This is a genomic window from Streptomyces sp. CBMA152 (assembly GCF_014596475.1).
Classification (GTDB): Bacteria; Actinomycetota; Actinomycetes; order Streptomycetales; family Streptomycetaceae; genus Streptomyces.
Genome location: NZ_MECJ01000033.1, coordinates 549,541 through 571,138 on the forward strand (window position 1 = coordinate 549,541; position 21,598 = coordinate 571,138).

Consider the following 21,598-nt stretch of genomic DNA (forward strand, 5'->3'; position numbering starts at 1 on the left):
CTTCGACTGCGCCGCTAGGCGCGTTCCGCGCCCATGGCATCGACGAGGCTCTTGGGGCGCATGTCCGTCCAGTTCCGCTCGATGTGGTCCAGGCACGCCTGCCGGGTGTCCTCGCCGAAGGCGCGCTCCCAGCCGGCCGGCACCTCGACGAAGGACGGCCAGAGCGAGTGCTGGCCCTCCGCGTTCACCAGGACCAGATAGGTGCCGTTCTCGTCCTCGAAGGGGTTGGTCGCCATGGTGGTTCTCCTTGGTGTGGGTGGGTGTTTCAGTGGGCGGTCGTACGGTCGTCGATCACGCGGGTGATGACGTCGAGGGCATCCGGCGTGGTCATCCCCAGGTGCGTGCAGTCCACGTCGAACTCGTGGATCTCGCCTTCCACATGGGCGTCCCAGGCCTTGACGGCGTACGGGCCGTCGCCCTGGGCGGAGCGGAACGCCAGCACGTCACCATGGAAGACGCGGGGCACGAACTCCCCCGCAATCCTGCGGTTGTTGGCGGCGACCCGGTGCAGCGCCTCGATGCCCTGCTCGCCCAGGTCCGCCAGCGGGCTGTCGTGCTCGCGCAGCAGGGCGGCGACCTCGGCCGTCGTCAGCGGGCCGGTGCGGCCGTCGCGGGCGGCGGGGCCGAGCGCGTCGGCGAGCACGGCCAGGATCTCCTGCCGCAGGTCGCCCTCCGGATCGCCCTCGGGCCTCTCAGCCGGGTACGAGTCGAGCAGCGCGAGCAGGTCGACCTCGGCACCCTCGCTCTGCAGCCGGGTGGCGATCTCGTGCGCCACCAGACCGCCGAACGACCAGCCGATCAGGCGGTACGGGCCCTCGGGCTGCACCTCGCGGATGCGGGCGGCGTAGTCCGCGGCCATCGCGGGCAGGTCGGCGGCGCAGGCGTCGTCGGGGTTCAGGCCGCCCGCCTGGAGGGCGTACACCCCGGCGTCGGGCCCGAGGCGGGTGATGAAGCCGGTGTAGCACCAGCCGATCCCGACGACCGGGTGGATCAGGAAGTACGGGGTGCCACCGCGTCCGGCGCGCAGCCGCAGCATGGTCTCGAACGGGTCGTCGTCCCCGCCGTCCTGGTGCAGCCGCCGGGCCAGCCCCGCGACCGTCGGCGCCTCGAAGACACTGCGGATCGAGGTGGCGGTGCCAAGGTCGGCGCGGACCCGGTTGACCAGGCGCGTCGCGAGCAGCGAGTGGCCGCCCAGCTCGAAGAAGTCGTCGTCGATGCCGACCGAGTCCAGACCGAGGACCTCCGCGAACAGGGTGCACAGCGCCTCCTCGCGCGCGGTGCGCGGGGCCCGGCCGCCGGTGGTGCGGCCCGCCGTGGCGTCCGGGGCGGGCAGGGCCTTGCGGTCCAGCTTCCCGTTCGGCGTGAGCGGCAGCGCGGGCAGCTCCATGACGACGGCGGGCACCATGTACTCGGGCAGGCGTCCGCGTACATGCGTCCGCAGCGCCTCGGAGTCGAAGGCAGTACCCGGACCGGGCACCACGTAGGCGACGATGCGCTTGTCGCCGGGCCGGTCCTCGCGGACCACGACCGCCACCTGGGCGACCGTCTCGTGCGCGCTCAACGCGGTCTCGATCTCGCCGAGTTCGATGCGGTGACCCCGGACCTTGACCTGGTGGTCGGTGCGGCTCAGGTACTCCAGCTCGCCGTCGGCGCGCCATCGCACCAGGTCGCCGGTGCGGTACATCCGCGTCCCGGCAGGCCCGTGCGGATCCGCCACGAAACGGCCCGCCGTGAGGCCCGGCTGGTCCAGATAGCCCCGGGCCAGCCCCTCACCGGCCAGATACAGCTCACCGGGCACCCCCGGGAGCACCGGGCGCAGCGCGCTGTCCAGCACATAGGCGCGGGTGTTGCGGATGGGGCGGCCGATGGTGGGCCCGCCCTCGGCCCCGGCGTTCAGGGTCACGGCGGTCGACCACACGGTGGTCTCGGTGGGTCCGTACAGGTTGGTCGCCTCGACGCCCGCCCGCGCCATCCGCTCGGCGAGCGCGGTCGGCAGCGCCTCGCCGCCGACCAGCATCCGCAGCCCCTCGGCGGCCGACGCCCGCTCGGTGAGCAGCGAGTGCCAGAGCGTGGGCGTGGCCTGCATGATCGTGGCGCCGCTGGCGGCGATGAGATCGGCGAGCGCGGCCGGGTCGAGGAGGGTGTCGCGTTCGGCGACCACCACGCTCGCCCCGGCGAGCAGCGGCAGATGCAGTTCCAGGGCGTGGATGTCGAAGGCGACGGTGGTCACCGCGAGCATCCGGTCGGCGGCGGTGAGCGGGAACCTCTCGCCCATCGCGGTGAGGAAGTTGAGCAGACTGCGGTGCTCGACGACGACACCCTTGGGCGCACCGGTGGAACCGGAGGTGTAGATCACGTACGCGGGATGCTCGGGCCGCAGGGGACCGACAAGCTCTTCGTCGCTCAGATTCCCCGCATCCAACTCCCGTATTTCTACGGCGAGTTCATCGACGCAGAGAACAGTCGGGCCTTCGGGAAGTCGGTCGGCGCCGTCGAGCGTGGTGAGTACGGCCGCCGGGCGCGCCCCCGTCAGGATCGCCTCGACGCGGTCCCTCGGGTGACCGAGGTCGACCGGCAGATAGGCGGCGCCCGTCTTCAGTACCGCCAGCATGGCGACGACCAGGCGCGGCGAGCGCGGCAGGGCGAGCGCCACCACGGTCTCGGGACCGGCGCCCCGGGCCACCAGGAACCGCGCCAGCCGGTTGGCCTCGGCGTTCAGCTCCGCGTACGTGATCACGGACCCGTCGTCCCAGAGGGCCGCGGCCTGCGGGGTGCGCTGCGCCTGCTCCTCGAAGAGGGCGGGCCAGCACCGCGCCGAGGGCTCGGCGGCGGTGTCGTTCCACTCCTCAAGGATCCGGTGCCGCTCGGCCGTGTCGAGTACGTCCGTGTGCGCGGCCGGTCGGTCCGGTGCCTCCACCAGGGACCGCAGGACGGTACGCAGCCGGTCGGCCCAGCCGAGCGCGATCTCGCGGGTGAACAGGTCGGGCCGGTAGGTCAGCCGCAGCCGGAGCGTGCTGCCCGGCAGCACGGTGAGGGTCAGCGGGTAGTGCGCGGCGCCGCTGCCTTCCGTGCCCGCGATCTCCAGGCCCTGGTAGGCGGGCTTGCCGTCGCCGGACGGGGCCGGGTAGTTCTCGAACACGTACAGCGTGTCGAAGAGTTCACCGCCCGTCCCGGCGAGCTGCTGGATCTCGCCGAGGCCGACGTACTCGTACGCGGCGAGCGCCGAGCGCTCGTCCTGGAGGCGGGTCATCAGCGCGATCGCGGACTCGGCGGGGTCCACCCGCACGCGTACCGGCACCGTGTTGGCGAACAGGCCGATCATCGACTCGACGCCCGCGAGCTCGGGCGGGCGGCCCGAGACGGTGGCGCCGAAGACGACGTCGTCGCGGCCGGTGAGCGCGCCGAGCACCTGCGCCCAGGCGCCCTGCACCACGGTGTTCAGGGTGAGCCCGCACGTACGGGCCAACTCGGTCAGTTTGGCGGTCAGTTCCGCGTCGAGCTCGGCCTCGGTCTCCTCGGGCACCACCGTCTCGCGGCCCGCGCCGACCGGGCCGAGCAGCGTCGGCTCCTCCAGGCCCGCGAGGTGGCCGCGCCAGGCCGACTCGGCGTCCGCGCGGTCGCGCCGCGAAAGCCAGCGCAGATAGTCGCGGTAGGGCTGGACCGGCGGCAGCGTGTGGTCGGCGCCGTCGTGCGCGTACATGGTGAACAGCTCGTGCAGCATCAGCGGCACCGACCAGCCGTCCAACAGGATGTGATGGCTCGTCAGGACGAAGCGGTGCTCGTCCGCGCCGAGCCGCACCAGGCGGCAGCGGATCAGCGGCGGCTTGCGCAGGTCGAAGCGGGTGTCGCGGTCGTCCGCCAGCACCTGGGCCAGCCGTGCCTCGCGCTCGGCCGGGGCGAGCGCGGACAGGTCGATCTCCTGCCACGGCACCGGCACCCGGTCCGGGACCACCTGGACGGACTCGCCGTTCTTGCGCTGGCGGAAGGCGCCGCGCAGATTGCCGTGCCGGCGCAGCAGCCCGTCGGCCGCCCGGCGCAGGGCGCCCGCGTCCAGGGCGCCGCGCAGGTCGAACACGAACTGGAGGTGGTAGACGTCGGCGCCCTGCTCGTCATAGAGCGAGTGGAACAGGAATCCTTCCTGCAGGGCCGTCAGCGGCAGCACGTCTTCGATACGTGCCTTGGCGCGCGTCATTACTGATCCCCGTCCTCGAACATCACGTCATCGCCGAAATCACCGAACTCGTCGCCGAACTCGTCCTCGAACGCGTCGATCTCGTCCTGGTCCAGCTGGACCAGTTCGAAGTCGGACGCGGTCGCGCCGCCCGCGTCGGCCCGTTCGGCATGCCGGGCCATCGCGGTCAGGGCCCGCACCCAGGCGTCCGCGACGGCGGACACCTCGGCCTCGGTCAGCACGCCGTCCGGCCACGTCCAGACGGCACGCAGCTCGGCGCCGTCGGTCGTGGGCCGGGTCATCGCGTTGACCGTGAGCGGGTTGCGCAGCGGCATCGCGGTCACCGGCAGGGTGTCCGCGCCGCCGTCCTGGACCGCCTCGGGAGCGAGTCCCCAGTCGGCGGAGCGGCCCGAACCATCGAACCTGCCCAGGTAGTTGAAGCCGATCTGCGGCAGCGGCAGGGCGGCCATCGCCGGTGCCGTCTCCGGGTTGAGATAGCGCAGCAGACCGTGGCCCAGGCCCTGGTCCGGCACCGCCCGCAGCTGCTCCTTGGCGCGCTTGAGCACGTCGCCGACAGCCGGTCCCGCCTGCCACAGGTCGTCCCAGTCCACCGCGCCCGGTTCGATCCGGACCGGGTGGACGCTGGTGAACCAGCCGAGCGTGCGGGACAGGTCGACCCCGTCCACCAGTTCCTCGTGCCGTCCGTGGCCCTCGACCTCGACGAGCACGGGCTCGCCCTGCGGCCGGTTGCGGCCCGACAGCGACGCCAGGGCGAGCGCGGTCAGCAGCACGTCGTTGACGCCCGCGTTGTACGCGGCGGGCACCCGGGTGAGGACCGCCTCGGTGACGCTCGCGGGCAGCGAGACGCTGAGCGAGTGCGCGGTCGCGGTGGTGTCCCGCTCCGGGTCGAGCTCCCGGCTGCCGAGCGGCTGCTCGGGCCGGTCGTGCAGCCCGGTCCAGAAGGCCAGTTCGGCCGTACGGGACGGCTTCGCGGCCTCCTCGGTGAGCAGGTTCGCCCACCGCCGGAACGAGGTGCCGACCCGCTCAAGGCGGGGTTCGGCGCCTGCGGCGACCGCGCTCCACGCGGTGCTCAGGTCGTGCAGCAGCACCCGCCACGACACCCCGTCCACCGCGAGGTGGTGCACGGTGAGCAGCAGCCGCCCGGAGGTCCCGGCGCCCGCGTCGAACCACACCGCCTGGAAGATCACACCGTCGGCCGGGGCAAGGCGCTCGCCCGCCGCGACGGCTTCCTTGGCCATCAGGGCGCGGGCCGACGCCTCGTCCATGCCGGTCAGATCGACCCGGCGCAGACAGTCGGCGGCGGACACCTCCCCGACGGGCCGCACCCTCAACTGCCAATCAGCGTCCAGGACTTCGAGCCGCAGCACGTCATGGTGGTCGACGGCGGCCTGGAGGGTCGCCGCGAGTCCCGTCTCGGTGAGCGCGGCCGGGACCTGGAGCAGCACCGACTGGAGCAGCCCGTCCAGGTCGCCGCCGCGTGCCCGCAGATCGTGCACGACCGGCGTGAGCGGGACCTCGCCGACGCCGTCGTCCGCCGGAGCCGACTCGGGCGCGGTGACCTCCCCGGCCACGGCCGCGAGCTCGGCCAGCCTGCGGGTGCGGAAGACGTCCTTCGGGGCGAGTTCCAGACCGGCCGCACGGGCGCGGCTGGCCAGCTGGATCGAGCCGATGCTGTCGCCGCCGAGCTCGAAGAAGCTGTCCTGGACGCCGACCGTCTCCAGGCCAAGCACCTCGGCCACCAGACGGCACAGCACCTCTTCCTGCGGCGTGCGCGGAGCGCCGCCGTTCCCGGCCTCGGACTTGAAGACCGGCGCGGGCAGCTTGGCCCGGTCGAGCTTGCCGTTGGGGGTAAGCGGCAGCTCGTCGAGCGCCACGACGGCCGCCGGGACCATGTACTCGGGCAGCACGTCGGCCGCGTGCGCGCGCAGCTCGGCCGCGTCCACACCCCGTACAGAATCCGCCGGGACGACATACGCGACGAGCCGCTTGTCGCCCGGCCGGTCCTCGCGGACGACGACCGCGCTCTGGGCGACCGTGGCGTGCCGGGTGAGCGTCGCCTCGACCTCGCCGGGCTCGATACGGAAGCCGCGCACCTTGACCTGGTCGTCGGCGCGGCCGATGAACTCCAGGTCGCCGTCGTGCCGCCAGCGCGCCAGGTCGCCGGTGCGGTACATCCGCGAGCCCGAAGGCCCGTACGGATCGGCGACGAACCGCTCACCGGTGAGCGCGGCCCGGTCGAGGTAACCACGGGCAAGTCCCGCGCCCGCGATGTACAGCTCGCCCACCGCACCGACCGGCACCGGCGCGAGCGCCGCGTCCAGGACATAGGTGCGGGTGTTGGCCATCGGACGCCCGATCGGCAGCCGGTCGCCCAGCTCGTCCGCCGCGCCCACCAGGTGGTTGGTGGCGCACAGGGTGATCTCGGTGGGCCCGTACAAATGGCGTACGACGACGTGCGGCGCGGCGCGCAGCACGCTCTCGACGGCCGCCACGGACACCACGTCACCGCCGGTCAGGATCTCCTTGACCCCGCCGAGGGCGTCGCCCAGGTCGTCGGCGACGACCCGGAAGAGTCCGGCCGTGAAGTGCACGCCGGTGATGGACTCGTCGACGATCAGCCGCTTGAGCTCGGCGATGTCCAGCTCGCCAGGCGGCGCGAGCACGACGCGACCGCCCGCGAGCAGCGGCACCCACAGCTCGTAGTTGGAGATGTCGAAGGCGTACGGGGCGTGCATCAGCACCTGCTGATGGCGGTCCCCCTCGGCCCAGGACGGGTCCAGGGCGAGTTCGAGCAGCGCGCGATGGCTGATCGCGATGCCCTTGGGCTTCCCGGTCGAGCCGGAGGTGTGCATGACGTACGCGAGCGCGTCGGGGCGCACCGGAGGCACGTCCGGGGCGGTGGCGGCGGGCTCGGCCTCGTCGGCGAGGACCACATGCTCGGCGTTGTCGGGCAGACCGCGTTCGCGCCAGGCGTGGTCCGTGACCAGGACCCGGGCGCCGGACCCGTGCAGCACCTCCCGCATGCGCTCGTCCGGGTAGCTCTCGTGCAGCGGGGCGTAGGCGGCGCCCGCCTTGAGGATGCCGAGCAGGGCGACCACCAGATCGGCGGAACGTTCCAGCAGGACGGCCACGCGGTCCTCGGGGCGTACGCCGAGAGAGACCAGGCGGTGCGCGAGCCCGTTGGCCCGCCGGTCGAGCTCGCCGTAGGTCAGATGCAGCGAGCCGGAAGTGACGGCGACCGCGTCGGGGCTGCGGCGGGCCAGCTCCTCGAAGGTGGCGTGCACGGTCGAGTCGAGCCCCGCGACCGCCACTTCGGTCGCGTTCCACTCGCTGAGCACCTGGTGGCGCTCGTCGGCCCCGAGGATGTCGACCAGGGCGAGCGGCCGGTCCGGGTCGGTGACGGCCGCGTGCAGCAGCCGCCCGAGCCGGGCCGCGATGAGCTCGGCGCTCGCGTGGTCGAACAGGTCGGTGCTGTATTCGAGCATGCCCCGGACGCCGTCCGCGCCCTCCTGAAGGCTCAGCGACAGGTCGAACTTGGCGACGCCGATGTCGACCGGCTCGCCCCCGATGGTGAGTCCGGGCAGTTCGAGGGAGACCTCGGGCGTGTTCTGGAAGGCGAGCAGCACCTGGAAGAGCGGGTGCCGGGCCCGGGAGCGAGCCGGGTTCACCAGCTCGACCAACCGCTCGAACGGAACATCCTGATGCGCGTACGCCGCAAGATCCGCCGTCCGCACCCGCGAGACCAGCTCACGGAAGGTCGGCCGACCCGACACATCCGTACGCAACACCAGCGTGTTCGTGAAGAACCCGATCAGATCGTCGAGCGCTTCATCGGTCCGCCCCGCGATCGGGCTGCCGATCGGGATGTCCTCACCGGCACCGAGGCGGTTGAGCAGCGCGGCCAAAGCGGCCTGGACCACCATGAACACGGACGTGGACGTCTCACGGGCGAACTCGCTGATGCGCCCGTGCAGTTCGGCGTCCCAGTCCACCACCACTCGGGCGCCGACATGGCTAGACTCCGCCGGGCGCGGCCGGTCGGTGGGGAGCTCCAGCTCATCGGACAGACCGGCCAACGCGTCCTGCCAGAAGGCGAGTTGACCGTGCGCGAGGCTGTCGGGCTCGCTCTCGTCGCCGAGAAGTTCCCGCTGCCACAGCGCGTAGTCCGCGTACTGCACGGGCAGCGGAGCCCACTCGGGAGCACGGCCCTCCAAGCGCGCCGCGTACGCCGTGCCCAGGTCTCGCGCCAGCGGTCCCATCGACCAGCCGTCGCCCGCGATGTGGTGCAGCGAGATGGCGAGGACGTGGTCGGACTCGTCGACCGTGAACAGCGAGGCCCGTACGGGTATCTCGCGCGACAGGTCGAAGCCCGCGCTCGCGGCCGCCTTCAGGAGGCCGGGCAGCGCCTGCTCGTCGGCCCGTACGAAGGACAGCGAGAAGGCCGCCTCGGCCGGCGCCAGGATGCGCTGCTCGGCGCGCCCGTCGGTCTCGACGAACACGGTACGCAGCGACTCGTGCCGGGCGACGACATCGGCCAGCGCCGCCTGGAGGGCGTCGCCGTCCACGGTGCCGGTCAGACGCAGCACGACGGGCATGTTGTAGAGCGCGTCCGCGTCGTGGAGCTGGCTGAGCATCCACAGGCGGTGCTGGGCGAAGGAGAGCGGCAGCGGGGTGGGCCGGGTCTTCGGCTCCACCGCCGGGCGGGCCGACTCCGCCTCGTCGCAGGCCACGGCGAGGCCGAGCACGGTCGGGGTCTCGAAGAGGGTGGCCAGCGGGAGTTCCACGCCGAGCACCGAACGGATGCGGCTCACCAGCCGCGTCGCGAGCAGCGAGTGGCCGCCCAGCTCGAAGAAGCTGTCGTCGATGCCGACCCGGGTCAGACCGAGCACTTCGGCGAACAGGCCACACAGGACCTCTTCGCGCGGAGTACGCGGCGCACGGCCCGACACCACCGTGTCGAAGTCCGGCGCGGGCAGCGCCTCGCGGTGCACCTTGCCGGTCGGCGACAGCGGGATGACGGCCATCGCGACGACAGCGGCCGGGACCATGTACTCGGGCAGCGCGCCCGCGACATGCGCCCGCAGCTCGGCCGCGTCGACACCTCGTACGGAGTCTGTCGGCACGACGTACGCGACAAGCCGCTTGTCGCCGGGCCGGTCCTCGCGTACGACGACGGCGGCCTGGGCGACCGAGGCGTGCCGGTCGAGTACGGCGGCGATCTCACCGGGCTCGATACGGAAGCCGCGCACCTTCACCTGGTCGTCGGCACGACCCAGGTACTCCAGCTCGCCATCCGCGTTCCAGCGCACCAGGTCGCCCGTGCGGTACATCCGCTCGCCCGGCGCCCCGAACGGGCACGCCACGAAGCGCTCGGCGGTGAGGTCCGGGCGGTTGAGATAGCCGAGCGCGACGCCGTCGCCCGCGAGGTAGAGCTCGCCCATGACACCGGCCGGGACCGGCTCCAGGCCCGAACCCAGCACGTATGCACGGGTGTTGGGGATGGGGCGGCCGATCGGGGCCGAGATGGCGCCGGTCAGCGGGGTGCTGAGGGTGGCGCAGACGGTCGACTCGGTGGGGCCGTACGCGTTGAGCATGGTCCGGCCGGCCGACCACCGCGCGGTCACCTCGGGCGGGCACGCCTCGCCGCCGGTGATCAGCCCGCGCAGGGTGGGCACGGTCTCCGGGTCGAGGGTCGCGACGAAGGCGGGCGGCAGCATGGCGTGTGTGACGCCCGTCTCCGCCATCAGCCGTACGACCGCGTCGCCGATGACCTGCTCCGGGCGCGGCACCACCAGGGTGGCACCGGCGAGCAGCGTCATGACCAGCTCACCTGCCGAGGCGTCGAAGCTGAGCGAGGCGAACTGGAGCACCTTCGACTCGTCGTCCACGCCCAGCGCCTCCTGGTGGGAGACGGCGAGACTGGCGAGGCCCCGGTGGGTGACCAGGACGCCCTTCGGCTTGCCGGTCGAGCCGGAGGTGTAGACGACGTACGCGGGGTGGCCGGTGCGCAGCGGGGAGAGGCGGTCGGCGTCGGTCAGATTCGTATCCGACCCTGTCGTGAACTCCTCGTCGTCCAAGCGCCAGCGCGCCACGTCGTCGGGTACGCGGCGGCCCGCGTCGCCGACGGTGAGCAGGCCCAGGGGCACGGCGTCCGCGCACATGTAGGCGGCGCGCTCGGCCGGGTAGTCCGGGTCGATGTTGAGGTAGGCCGCGCCCGCCTTGACCACGGCGAGGGCCGCGAGCACCAGCTCGGCCGACCGGGGAAGGGCCAGAGCCACCACCGTGTCCGGCCGTACGCCACGGTCGACCAGACGGCGGGCGAGCCGGTTGGCGCGGGCGTTCAGCTCGGCGTAGCTCAGCGCCTCACCGTCGTGCAGCACGGCCGTCGCCTCGGGCGTCCGGCCGACCTGCGCCTCGAACAGCTCGGGCAGCGTCGCCGGGGCTATCGGCTCGCCGTTGGTGTTCCAGTCGGTGAGGATGCGCTGCCGCTCGTCCGCGTCGAGGACGTCGACGCGGCTGACCGGGCGGTCCGGGTCGCCGACGACCGCGTGCAGCAGGCTGTGCAGCCGCTGCGCGAGGCCGGTGGCGGTGTCCTCGTCGAAGAGGTCGCCGCTGAATTCGAGGACGCCGTCCATACCGGTCGTCCCGGCCTGCTCGCGCAGGCTGAAGACCAGGTCGAACTTGGCGACGTCCGTGCCGACGGGCTCGGCCCCGATGGTGAGTCCGGGCAGTTCGAGGTGGACCTCGGGCGTGTTCTGGAAGACCAGCATGACCTGGAAGAGCGGGTGCCGGGCCCGCGAACGGGCCGGGTTGACCAGCTCCACCAGCCGCTCGAAGGGAACATCCTGGTGCGCGTACGCCGCGAGGTCTGCCTTGCGTACCCGCGAGACCAGCTCACGGAAGGTCGGCTGACCCGACACATCCGTACGCAGCACCAGCGTGTTGGTGAAGAACCCGACGAGGTCGTCGAGCGCTTCGTCCGTACGCCCCGCGATCGGGGTGCCGATCGGGATGTCCTCGCCCGCGCCGAGCCGGTTCAGGAGCGCGGCGAGCGCGGCCTGGACGACCATGAACACGGAGGACGACGACTCGCGGGCGAACTCCACCAGCTTGCCGTGCAGTTCGGCGTCCCACGTGAACGGGACCATGCCGCCCTTGTGGCTGGCGACGGCGGGACGGGTGCGGTCGGTCGGCAGATCGAGCTCTTCGGGCAGGGCCGCCAACGCGTCCTGCCAGAAGGCGAGTTGGTCGTGCGCGAGGCTTTCCGACTCACTCTCGTCGCCGAGGAGTTCGCGCTGCCACAGCGCGTAGTCCGCGTACTGGACCGGCAGCGGCTGCCAGTCCGGAGTGCGGCCGTCGCAGCGGGCCGCGTACGCCGTACCGAGGTCGCGCGCCAGCGGCGCCATCGACCAGCCGTCACCTGCGATGTGGTGCAGCGATACGAGCAGTACGTGTTCGGCCCCGCCGAGCGCGAACAGGAACGCCTTCAGGGGGATGTCGGTCGACAGGTCGAAGCCCGTCTTCACGGCCGCGTCGAGGAGGGCGGGGAGCGCCTGCTCGTCGGTGTCCGTGACCGGCAGCGGAACTTCACAGGACCCGAGGACGACCTGGCGGGCCTCGCCGTCCACGTCCGGGAAGACCGTACGCAGGGACTCATGGCGACCGACGACGTCGGCCAGCGCCAACTCCAGGGCAGCACGGTCGAGTTCACCCGTGAGTCGCAGCACCATCGGCATGTTGTAGAGCGCGTCCACGCTCTCCAGGCGGTTGAGGAACCACAGCCGCCGCTGGGCGAAGGAGAGCGGGACGGCGTCGGGCCGGTCCATCGGGACCAGTGCCGGGCGCGCCGCATCGGCCTCGGCCGAGACACCGGCCAGACCCGCCACCGTCGGCGTCTCGAACAGCGCCGACAGCGCCAGCTCGATGCCGAGCACCGAACGGATGCGGCTCACCAGCCGCGTGGCCAGCAGCGAGTGACCACCGAGGTCGAAGAAGCTGTCGTCGATGCCGACCCGCTCCACACCGAGCACCTCGGCGAACAGACCGCACAGCACCTCTTCGCGCGGAGTGCGCGGCGCACGTCCCGACACCACGGCGTCGAAGTCCGGCGCGGGCAGCGCCTTGCGGTCCAGCTTGCCGTTCGGCGTCAGCGGCAGCGCGTCGAGGGCCACGACGGCCGACGGAACCATGTACTCGGGCAGCGCGCCCGCGACATGCGCCCGCAGCTCGGCCGCGTCGACACCTCGTACGGAATCCGTCGGCACGACGTACGCGACCAGGCGCTTGTCCCCCGGCCTGTCCTCGCGTACGACCACGGCAGCCTGCGCCACCGACGGGTGACGGCCCAGGACCGCCGCGATCTCGCCCGGCTCGATACGGAAACCGCGCACCTTGACCTGGTCGTCCGCGCGGCCCAAGTACTCCAGCTCACCGTCCACGTTCCAGCGCACCAGGTCGCCGGTGCGGTACATCCGCTCGCCCGGCGCCCCGAACGGGCACGGTACGAAGCGCTCGGCCGTCAGGCCCGGGCGGCCGAGGTAGCCGCGCGCCACACCGTTGCCCGCCACGTACAGCTCACCGGGAACCCCCTCCGGGACCGGCTGGAGGCCCGAACCGAGCACGTACAGCCGGGTGTTGGCGAGCGGGCGGCCCACCGGCAGCGGGCCGGAGGCCGGGGTCGTGCCCGGCTCGACGCGGTGTTCGGTGGCGCTGACCGTGGTCTCGGTCGGGCCGTAGACATTGCGTACGGTCACGTCCGGGTGCGCGGCGCGCCAGTCGCGCAGCGCCTCGGCGGTCAGCGGCTCGCCCGCGAGCAGCAGGTCGGCCGTGGGCGAGGCGTGCCCGGGCAGGGCCTGGAGGATCGGGAGATGGCTGGGGGTCGCCTTGAGCAGGGTCGGCGCGGTGGCCGGGAGCTCGCTCTCGTCGAGGCGGCCCACGACGACGCAGCCGCCCACGGTCAGCGGCGTGAGCAGCGCGGTGACCGTCATGTCGAACGACACCGACGAGTGCAGCAGGGCGGACCCTCCTGCGCTCGGGTAGCTCCGGCCGGCCCACTCCAAGTAGTCGACGAGGTTGCGCTGTTCCACCACCACACCCTTCGGCGTGCCGGTGGAGCCCGAGGTGTAGATGACGTACGCCGGGTGGTGCGGCCGCAGCGGACGGATGCGGTCCGCGTCGGTCGGGTTCTCGGCGACGGGTTCCACGCTGTCCACGAAGACGCGCGCGACCCCGTCGAACTCGTCGCGGCCCTCCACCGCGTCCCGCGTCGTCAGGAGCCGCACGGGCGCGGCGTCGCGCAGCATGTACGCGATGCGGTCGGCCGGGTAGTCGTGGTCGACCGGGAGGTACGCGGCCCCGGACTTGAGCACACCGAGCAGCGCGGCGAGCAGGCGCGGCGACGGCCGCATGGCCACCGCCACGAGGTCCTCGGGACCGACGCCCTGAGCGGTCAGCTCCCGCGCCACACCGTTTGCCAGCGCGTTCAGCTCGGCATAGGTGAGGGTGTCGTCGCCCTGGCGGGCAGCGGGGGCATCCGGAGTCCGCGCGGCCTGGCCCTCGAAGAGCTCCGGCAACGTGGTGTGGGCCACCGCACTCGCCGTGGCGTTCCACGTCTTCAGGACGCGCTGCCGCTCGTCCGCGCCGAGGATGTCGACCCGGCTGACCGGCCGGTCCGGGTCGGACAGCAGCGCACGCAGCGTGTGTTCCAGCCGCGCGGCGATCGCCGAAGCCGTGTCGCGGTCGAAGAGGTCACCGTTGAATTCAAGGGTGCCGCCGACCCCGGCCGGACCCTGGTTCCCGTGCTGCTCCTGGACGTTGAACGACAGGTCGAACTTGGCGACGCCCGTGTCGACCGGCTCGACCCCGATGCTGAGACCGGGCAGGTCGAGGTGGACCTCGGGCGTGTTCTGGAAGGCGAGCAGCACCTGGAACAGCGGGTGCCGAGCGCGGGAGCGAGCCGGGTTGACCAGCTCGACCAGCCGCTCGAAGGGCACGTCCTGGTGCGCGTAGGCCGCAAGATCCGCCGTACGCACCCGCGAGACCAGCTCACGGAAGGTGGGCTGACCCGACACATCCGTACGCAACACGAGGGTGTTGGTGAAGAACCCGATCAGGTCGTCAAGAGCCTCATCGGTCCGCCCCGCGATCGGGCTGCCGATCGCGATGTCCTCGCCCGCGCCGAGACGATTCAGCAGCGTGGCAAGGGCCGCCTGCACCACCATGAACACCGAGGACGACGACTCCCACGCGAACTCCGTGAGCCCACGGTGCAGTTCGGCGTCCCACTCCACCGACACGCGGCCACCGGCATGGCTGGCCACCGCCGGGCGGGGGCGGTCGGTCGGGAGGGTCAGCTCCTCCGGGAGCTCGGCCAACGCGTGCTGCCAGAAGTCGAGTTGGCGCTGCGCCAGGCTGCCCTGCTCGCTCTCGTCGCCGAGGAGGTCGCGCTGCCAGAGCGCGTAGTCCGCGTACTGGACGGGCAGCGGCTCCCACTGCGGGGCCCTACCCTCAAGACGGGCCTTGTACGCCGTGCCCAGGTCGCGGGCCAGCGGTGCCATCGACCAGCCGTCGCCCGCGATGTGGTGCAGCACCATCAGGAGTACGTGCTCGCTCTCGCCGAGCGAGAAGAGCTCGGCGCGCACCGGCAGGTCGCGGGAGAGGTCGAACGGCTGCTTGGCGGCCGCGTCGAGGAGCGCGGGCAGTCCCTGCTCGTCGGTCGCGGTGATCGGCAGCGGTATCTCGCACGCGCCGAGGACGACCTGGCGGGCCTCGCCGTCCACGTCCGGGAAGACCGTACGCAGCGACTCATGGCGGCCGACCACATCACCGAGGGCGGCCCGCAGGGCGTCGCCGTCCACCGTGCCGGTCAGACGCAGGACCAGGGGCATGTTGTAGAGCGCGTCCACGCTCTCTAGGCGGTTGAGGAACCACAGCCGTCGCTGGGCGAAGGAGAGCGGCACCGACTCGGGGCGCTCACGCGACTCCAGGGCGGGACGCGCGGACTCCGCCTCGGTCGTGATCCCCGCCAGACCCGCCACCGTCGGCGTCTCGAACAGCGCCGACAGCGCCAGCTCCACACCGAGCACCGAACGGATCCGGCTCACCAGACGCGTCGCGAGCAACGAGTGCCCGCCCAGCTCGAAGAAGCTGTCGTCGATACCGACCCGGTCGACGCCGAGCACCTCGGCGAACAGACCGCACAGCACCTCTTCGCGCGGGGTGCGCGGCGCACGCCCCGACACCACCATGTCGAAGTCCGGCGCGGGCAGCCCCTTGCGGTCCAGCTTGCCGTTCGGGGTCAGCGGCAGCGCGTCCATCTCGACGATGACGGCCGGAACCATGTACTCCGGCAGCACCCGGGCCACCTGGGCCCGCAGCTCGGCCGCGTCCACACCTGAGTCCGTCGGGACCACGTACGCCACGAGCTGGCCGGGGCGGTCCGCCCGGGTCACGACGACGGCCTGGGCGACGCCCGCCTGCGCGCCCAGCACGGACTCGATCTCGCCGAGCTCCACCCGGTGGCCACGGATCTTGACCTGCTCGTCGGCGCGGCCCAGGTACTCCAGGGTGCCGTCGGCCCGGCGCCTGGCCAGGTCGCCGGAGCGGTACATCCGCGCGCCCGGCGCCCCGAACGGGCACGCCACGAAACGCTCGGCCGTGAGACCCGCGCGGCCCAGATAGCCGCGCGCCACACCGTCGCCCGCGAGATAGAGCTCTCCCGCGACACCCACCGGAACGGGCCGCAGCCGCTCGTCCAGGACGTACGCGCTCATGTTGGTGACCGGCGTGCCGATCGGCGGCCGCTGGTCGCCGCAGAGCGCGCCGCTCATGGTGACGCACACGGTGATCTCGGTGGGGCCGTACGCGTTGATCATCCGACGGCCGGGCGACCAGCGGGCCACCAGCTCCCCGGACGAGGCCTCGCCGCCGACGAGCAGGGTGCGGACCGTGGGCAGGTCGGACGGCGACAGGACGTCGAGCACGGACGGCGGCAGCAGCAGATGGCTGACCTGGTGCTTCGCGGCGAGCTCCACCAGCGGGGTGCCGGGCCGGAGTTGGTCGGGCGAGGCGAGTACGAGGGTGGCGCCGGAGAGCAGCGCCATGGCGAACTCCCAGAACGCGGCGTCGAAGCTCAGCGAGGCGAACTGGAGGACCCGGTCACCGGGGCCCACTTCCAGGAGCCCGTCGGCGTCGAGGAGTCCGGCGACACCGGTGTGGGTGCACACCACGCCCTTGGGGCGGCCGCTGGAGCCCGAGGTGTAGATGATGTAGGCCGCGTGGGCGGGGTGCAGCGGGCTGCGGCGTTCGGCGTCGGTGACGTCGTGGGACGGAAGGTCGGCCGCCGCCTCGTGGTCCAGTTCCAGGTACGCGGTGCCGTCCGGCAGCCCGGCCGTCGCTCCCTGGGCGACCAGGGTGAGGGTGGGCCGCCCGTCGGTGAGCAGATACGCGATGCGCTCGGCCGGGTAGGCGGGGTCGACCGGAAGATAGGCGGCGCCCGCCTTCAGGACGGCGAGCACCGCGACGGGCAGTTCGGCCGAGCGCGGCAGCATCAACGCCACCGTGTCCTCGGCGCCGATGCCACGCTGAATGAGCAGCCGGGCCAGCCGGTTGGCGCGGCCGTTCAGCTCCTCGTACGAGAGGGTGGTGTCGCCGAAGACGACGGCGGGCGCGTCCGGGGCGGCGGCAGCCCGCGCCTCGAACAGCTCGGGGATGGTGAGCGCCGGGAGGTCCTTGCGGGTGTCGTTCCACCCGTCGGTCAGCTGGGCGTGTTCGGCGTCCGTCAGCAACTCCAGGTCGCCGATGGGAAGTTCGGGCTTGGCGGCCGCCGCCAGGAGCAGGCGCGTGAGCCGGGCCATCATCAGCTCGACCGTGCCCTGGTCGAACAGGTCGGTGCTGTACTCCACGAAGCCTTCGAGCCCGGCCGGGGAGCCGTCGGCGGCGCGCGTCTCGGTGAGGCTGAGCGACAGGTCGAACTTGGAGCCGCCGGGATGGACCCCGTAACGGTCGAGCTCCAGGCCCGGCAGCTCCATCGTGGAGCCCGGGGTGTTCTGGAGGGCGAGCAGGATCTGCACCAGCGGCTGCCGGTTGGCGGAGCGCACCGGGTTCAGCACCTCGACCAGCCGCTCGAACGGCAGGTCCTGGTGGGCGTAGGCGGCCAGGTCGGCGGCGCGCACCCGGTCGACGAGCTCGGCGAAGCCGGGGTTGCCGGAGGTGTCGGTGCGCAGTACGAGGGTGTTGACGAAGAAGCCGACCAGATCGTCGAGGGCTTCGTCGGTGCGTCCGGCGATGGGGCTGCCGACGGGGATGTCGTCGCCCGCCCCGAGCCGGGTGAGCAGGGCGGCGAGACCGGCCTGGAGCACCATGTAGAGGGTGGCCCGGCGCTCTCCCGCGAGGGCGAGCAGCGCTTGGTGGAGCTCCGCGTCGAGGTGGACGGGCAGGGCCACGCCCTGGTGGCTGGCGACGGCCGGGCGGGGCCGGTCGGCGGGCAGGTCGAGCTCCTGCGGCAAGGCCGCCAACGCGCGCTTCCAGTACGTCAGTTGCTCGTGTGCGAGGCTCGCCGGGTCGCTCTCGTCGCCGAGGAGTTCACGCTGCCACAGCGCGTAGTCCGCGTACTGCACGGGCAGCGGCCGCCACTCGGGCGCCCGGCCGTCGATACGGGCCGTGTACGCGGCGGCCAGGTCCTGCGCCAGCGGCGCCATGGACCATTCGTCACCGGCTATGTGGTGCAGCACCAGGGCGAGTACGTGCTCGCGCTCGCCGAGCGAGAACAGGGTCGCGCGCACCGGGATCTCGCGGGCCAGGTCGAAGACCGTGGCCGCCGCCGCGTCGAGCAGCGCGGGCAGCGCCTCCTCGTCGGTGTCGACGACCGGGACCGGCACCTCGCAGGCGCCGAGCACGACCTGGCGGGCCTCGCCGTCCACGTCCGGGAAGACCGTACGCAGCGACTCATGGCGCTCGACGACATCGGCCAGCGCCGACTCCAGGGCGGCACGGTCGAGTTCACCGGTGAGCCGCAGGGCCAGTGGCATGTTGTACGTAGAGCCGCCGCCCTCGACCTGGTCGAGGAACCACAGCCGCTGCTGGGCGAAGGAGAGCGGCACGGCGTCGGGCCGCCGCATCGGCACCAGGGCGGGGCGTACGGACGCGGCCTCCGGGAGCTGGGACGCCAGCCCCGCGACCGTCGGCGACTCGAAGAGCGTGCCCAGCATGATCTCGGTGCCGAGCTCGGCGCGTACGCGTACGGCGAGGCGGGTGGCGAGCAGCGAGTGGCCGCCGAGGTCGAAGAAGCTGTCGTCGATGCCGACCCGCTCCACGCCCAGGACCTCGGCGAACAGGCGGCAGAGGATCTCTTCCCGGGCGTTGCGCGGCGCGCGCCCGGAGTCGTCGCCCTCGAACGTCGGGGCAGGCAGGGCGCGTTGGTCCAGCTTGCCGTTGGGGGTGAGCGGCAGCACGTCCAGGGACACCACGGCGGCGGGCACCATGTACGAGGGCAGCGACTCGCCCGCGTACGCGCGCAGCTCCGCCGGGTCCATCGCGCTGTCGCGCAGCACGGCGTAGGCGACGAGGCGCTTGTCGCCGGGCCGGTCCTCGCGTACGACGACCGCGACCTGGGCGACCTTCGGGTGGCGCGCGAGCACGGACTCGATCTCGCCCAGCTCGATGCGGAAGCCGCGGATCTTCACCTGCTGGTCGGCGCGGCCCTCGTAGGCGAGCAGGCCGTCGGCGGTCCAGCGGGCGAGGTCGCCGGTGCGGTACATCCGACTGCCGGCGGGCCCGTACGGGTTCGCCACGAAGCGGTCGGCGGTCAGGCCCGGCCGGTTGAGATAGCCGCGGGCCAGACCGTCACCGGCCACATACAGCTCGCCGGTCGCGCCGGGCGGCACCGGGCGCAGGGCGGCGTCCAGGACGTAGGCGCGCAGGTCGGCGAGGGCGGGGCCGACGGTGCTGCCGTTGTCGCTCGCCGCGCTCTCGCGGGTGAACGCCTGCTGGGTGACGTGCACGGTCGTCTCGGTGATGCCGTACATGTTGACCAGCGTCGGCCGGTCGTCCGGGTGCCGGTCGTACCACTCGCCGAGGCGGCCCGGGGCCAGCGCCTCGCCGCCGAACACGACGTAGCGCAGGGCGAGTTCGCTGTCGGGGTGACGCTGGTCGGCCTGGATCAGCTGGTAGAACGCCGACGGGGTCTGGTTGAGGACGGTGACGCGCTGCTCGGCGAGCAGGGCACGGAACGCCTCGGGCGAGCGCGAGACCGTGTGCGGCACGACGACCAGGCGGCCGCCGTAGAGGAGCGCGCCCCACAGCTCCCACACCGAGAAGTCGAAGGCGTACGAGTGGAACAGCGTCCAGACGTCCTGCTCGCCGAAGCCGAACTGGTCGGCGGTGGCGGAGAAGAGCCGGGTGACGTTGGAGTGAGGGATCACCACACCCTTGGGGCGGCCCGTGGAGCCGGACGTGAAGATCACATACGCGGGGTGGTCGGCCCGCAGCGGCGTCGTGCGGTCGGCGTCCGTGGGGTCGTCGGCCCGGCCCTCGTTCCTGGCGGAGGCGACGTCCGGGACGCCGTCGAGGACGAGGACGGGACCGGCCTCCTCCAGCACGGCGGCGCGGCGAGCGGCGGGGGCGTCGGGGTCGACGGGCAGATAACCGGCGCCGGACTTGAGCACGGCGAGGACCGCCACGACCAGCTCGGCCGAGCGCGGCAGGACCAGACCGACCAACTGCTCGGGCCCGGCGCCCCGGGCGATGAGCCGGTGGGCGAGCCGGTTGGCCCAGGCGTTGAGCTCCGCGTACGTCAGGGTCGTGCCCTCGTACACCACCGCGACCGCGTCGGGGGTGCGGCGGGCCTGCGCCTCGAACCAGGCGGGGATGGTGCCCGCGTCGAGACCGGTGGCCTTGGGGTTCCACTCGGTCAGGACGCGGTGGCGCTCGTCCGCGTCCATGACGTCGACCGCGCCGATCGCGCGCGTGGGGTCGGCGGTCAGGGCGCGCAGATAGGCGACGAAGCGGCGGCCGTGGCCGTCGATGTCCTCGGCGCCGTACGCGGCAGTGTTGCCCGCGATCCGCACCCCGATGCCGTCCTCGCCCGAGCCGCCCTCGAAGACGATCACCAGGTCGTCGACGGGACCGCTGGGCATGCCGTGGGCGGCCGCCGTGCAGGGGCCGAAGCGCAGCCCCTCGTCGAGCGGCAGGAAGTTGATGGAGGGGCCGAACATCCGGCGCGAGTGGCCGCCGAGCCCGAGGTCCTTGCGCAGGTCCTCGCCCCGGTAGCGCTGGTGGCGCAGCAGGCCGCGCATCTCCTGGCCGACGTGCCGGTGCAGATCGAGGAAGGACATCTCGGGGCGTACGGCGAGCCGCAGCGGCAGGACGTTGGAGGCCATGCCGGGGGTGGCCTGGGTGACGGAGGTCAGGCGGCCGGTGACGGGGAAGCCGAGGACGACGTCGGCCGCGCGGGTGAAGTGGCGCAGATACGCGGCCGCGGCGGCGGTGAGGGTGACCTGCCAGGTCGAGCGGGCCTCGCGGGCGAGCCGCTTGATCTCGGCGAAGTAGTCGGGTTCCAGCCACGCCTCGTACCGCTTGGACTCGGCCCACAGGCCGGTGGCGCGGTCGGGGAGATTCAGGATCTCCGGGTCGTCGCCGAACCGTTCGAGCCAGTAGTCGTGGTCCCGCGTACTGCGTTCGCTCTCGGTGTACTTCTCGTGCTCGGCGACGAACTCGGCGAGCGGGGAGAACGAAGTGGGGGGAATCTCTTCTTCCGCGACAAGTGCGGTGTAGCAGTCGGCGACGCGCTGCACAAGGAGGTTGAACGCATAGGCATCACACACGATGTGATGCGTCCTCATATACCAGAAGAAGCGGTCCGGGGCGACCTGGAACAGCATCTGCACGAACAGCGGGCCGTTTTGCAGGTCAAAGGGCTTGTCGAGGTCCTCCTGCATGGCCGCGAAGGCCGCCGCGCGCGGGTCGCTCTCGCGTGTCAGGTCCACATGGGGCAGCGGCCAGTCGCGCCAGTCGCGCACCGACTGCCGTGGTACGCCGTCGACTTCGGTGAAGACGGCCCGCAGCGCCTCGGCCTCGTCGACCGCCTGGCGCAGCGCGCTCTCGAACAATTCCGGGGCGAACGTCCCGTGAATTTCGACGTAACCGTTGAGGTTGTAGAGAAGGCTGTCCGGAGCCAGCTTCTGGGCGAACCAGACGCGCTCCTGCGCCGTCGACAAAGGATGGCCTGCAGACTGCGATCCGCCGAACACCTAGAGAATCCCCCACGCATTATCGGGGGAGAGTCTTCCTCTGGCCCCCCGGCGTACGGGTTCTCGGACCACCCCCGCACACGCTTTCCAAAGTCGAACAAGATCGGACTCTATCATCGAGCCACGCCGAGTCGACTTCCGGCCAAACGTGATAAGGGAT

The 21,598-nt window shown here is 72.3% G+C and carries 3 protein-coding genes; all 3 read right to left on the minus strand.

The genetic code is table 11. The annotated features are described in order from the left end of the window. Positions 1-14: 14 nt before the first annotated feature. Genes BG418_RS35440 through BG418_RS35450 form a run of 3 tightly spaced genes read right to left on the minus strand, consistent with a single transcriptional unit; the run spans position 15 to position 21,405 of the window. A complete protein-coding gene (locus BG418_RS35440) occupies positions 15-236 on the minus strand; it encodes an MbtH family protein (RefSeq protein WP_188278159.1) in 222 nt (73 codons plus the stop codon). A 29-nt stretch (positions 237-265) separates the two neighbouring features. Then, entirely contained in the window at positions 266-4,192 is a 3,927-nt protein-coding gene (locus BG418_RS35445; RefSeq protein WP_188278160.1) for a non-ribosomal peptide synthetase, read from the minus strand. After that, complete coding sequence (locus BG418_RS35450; protein WP_188278161.1) at positions 4,192-21,405, minus strand: non-ribosomal peptide synthase/polyketide synthase; 17,214 nt, start codon at positions 21,403-21,405, stop codon at positions 4,192-4,194. The genes BG418_RS35445 and BG418_RS35450 overlap by 1 nt, the downstream gene beginning before the upstream one ends. Positions 21,406-21,598: the final 193 nt, after the last annotated feature.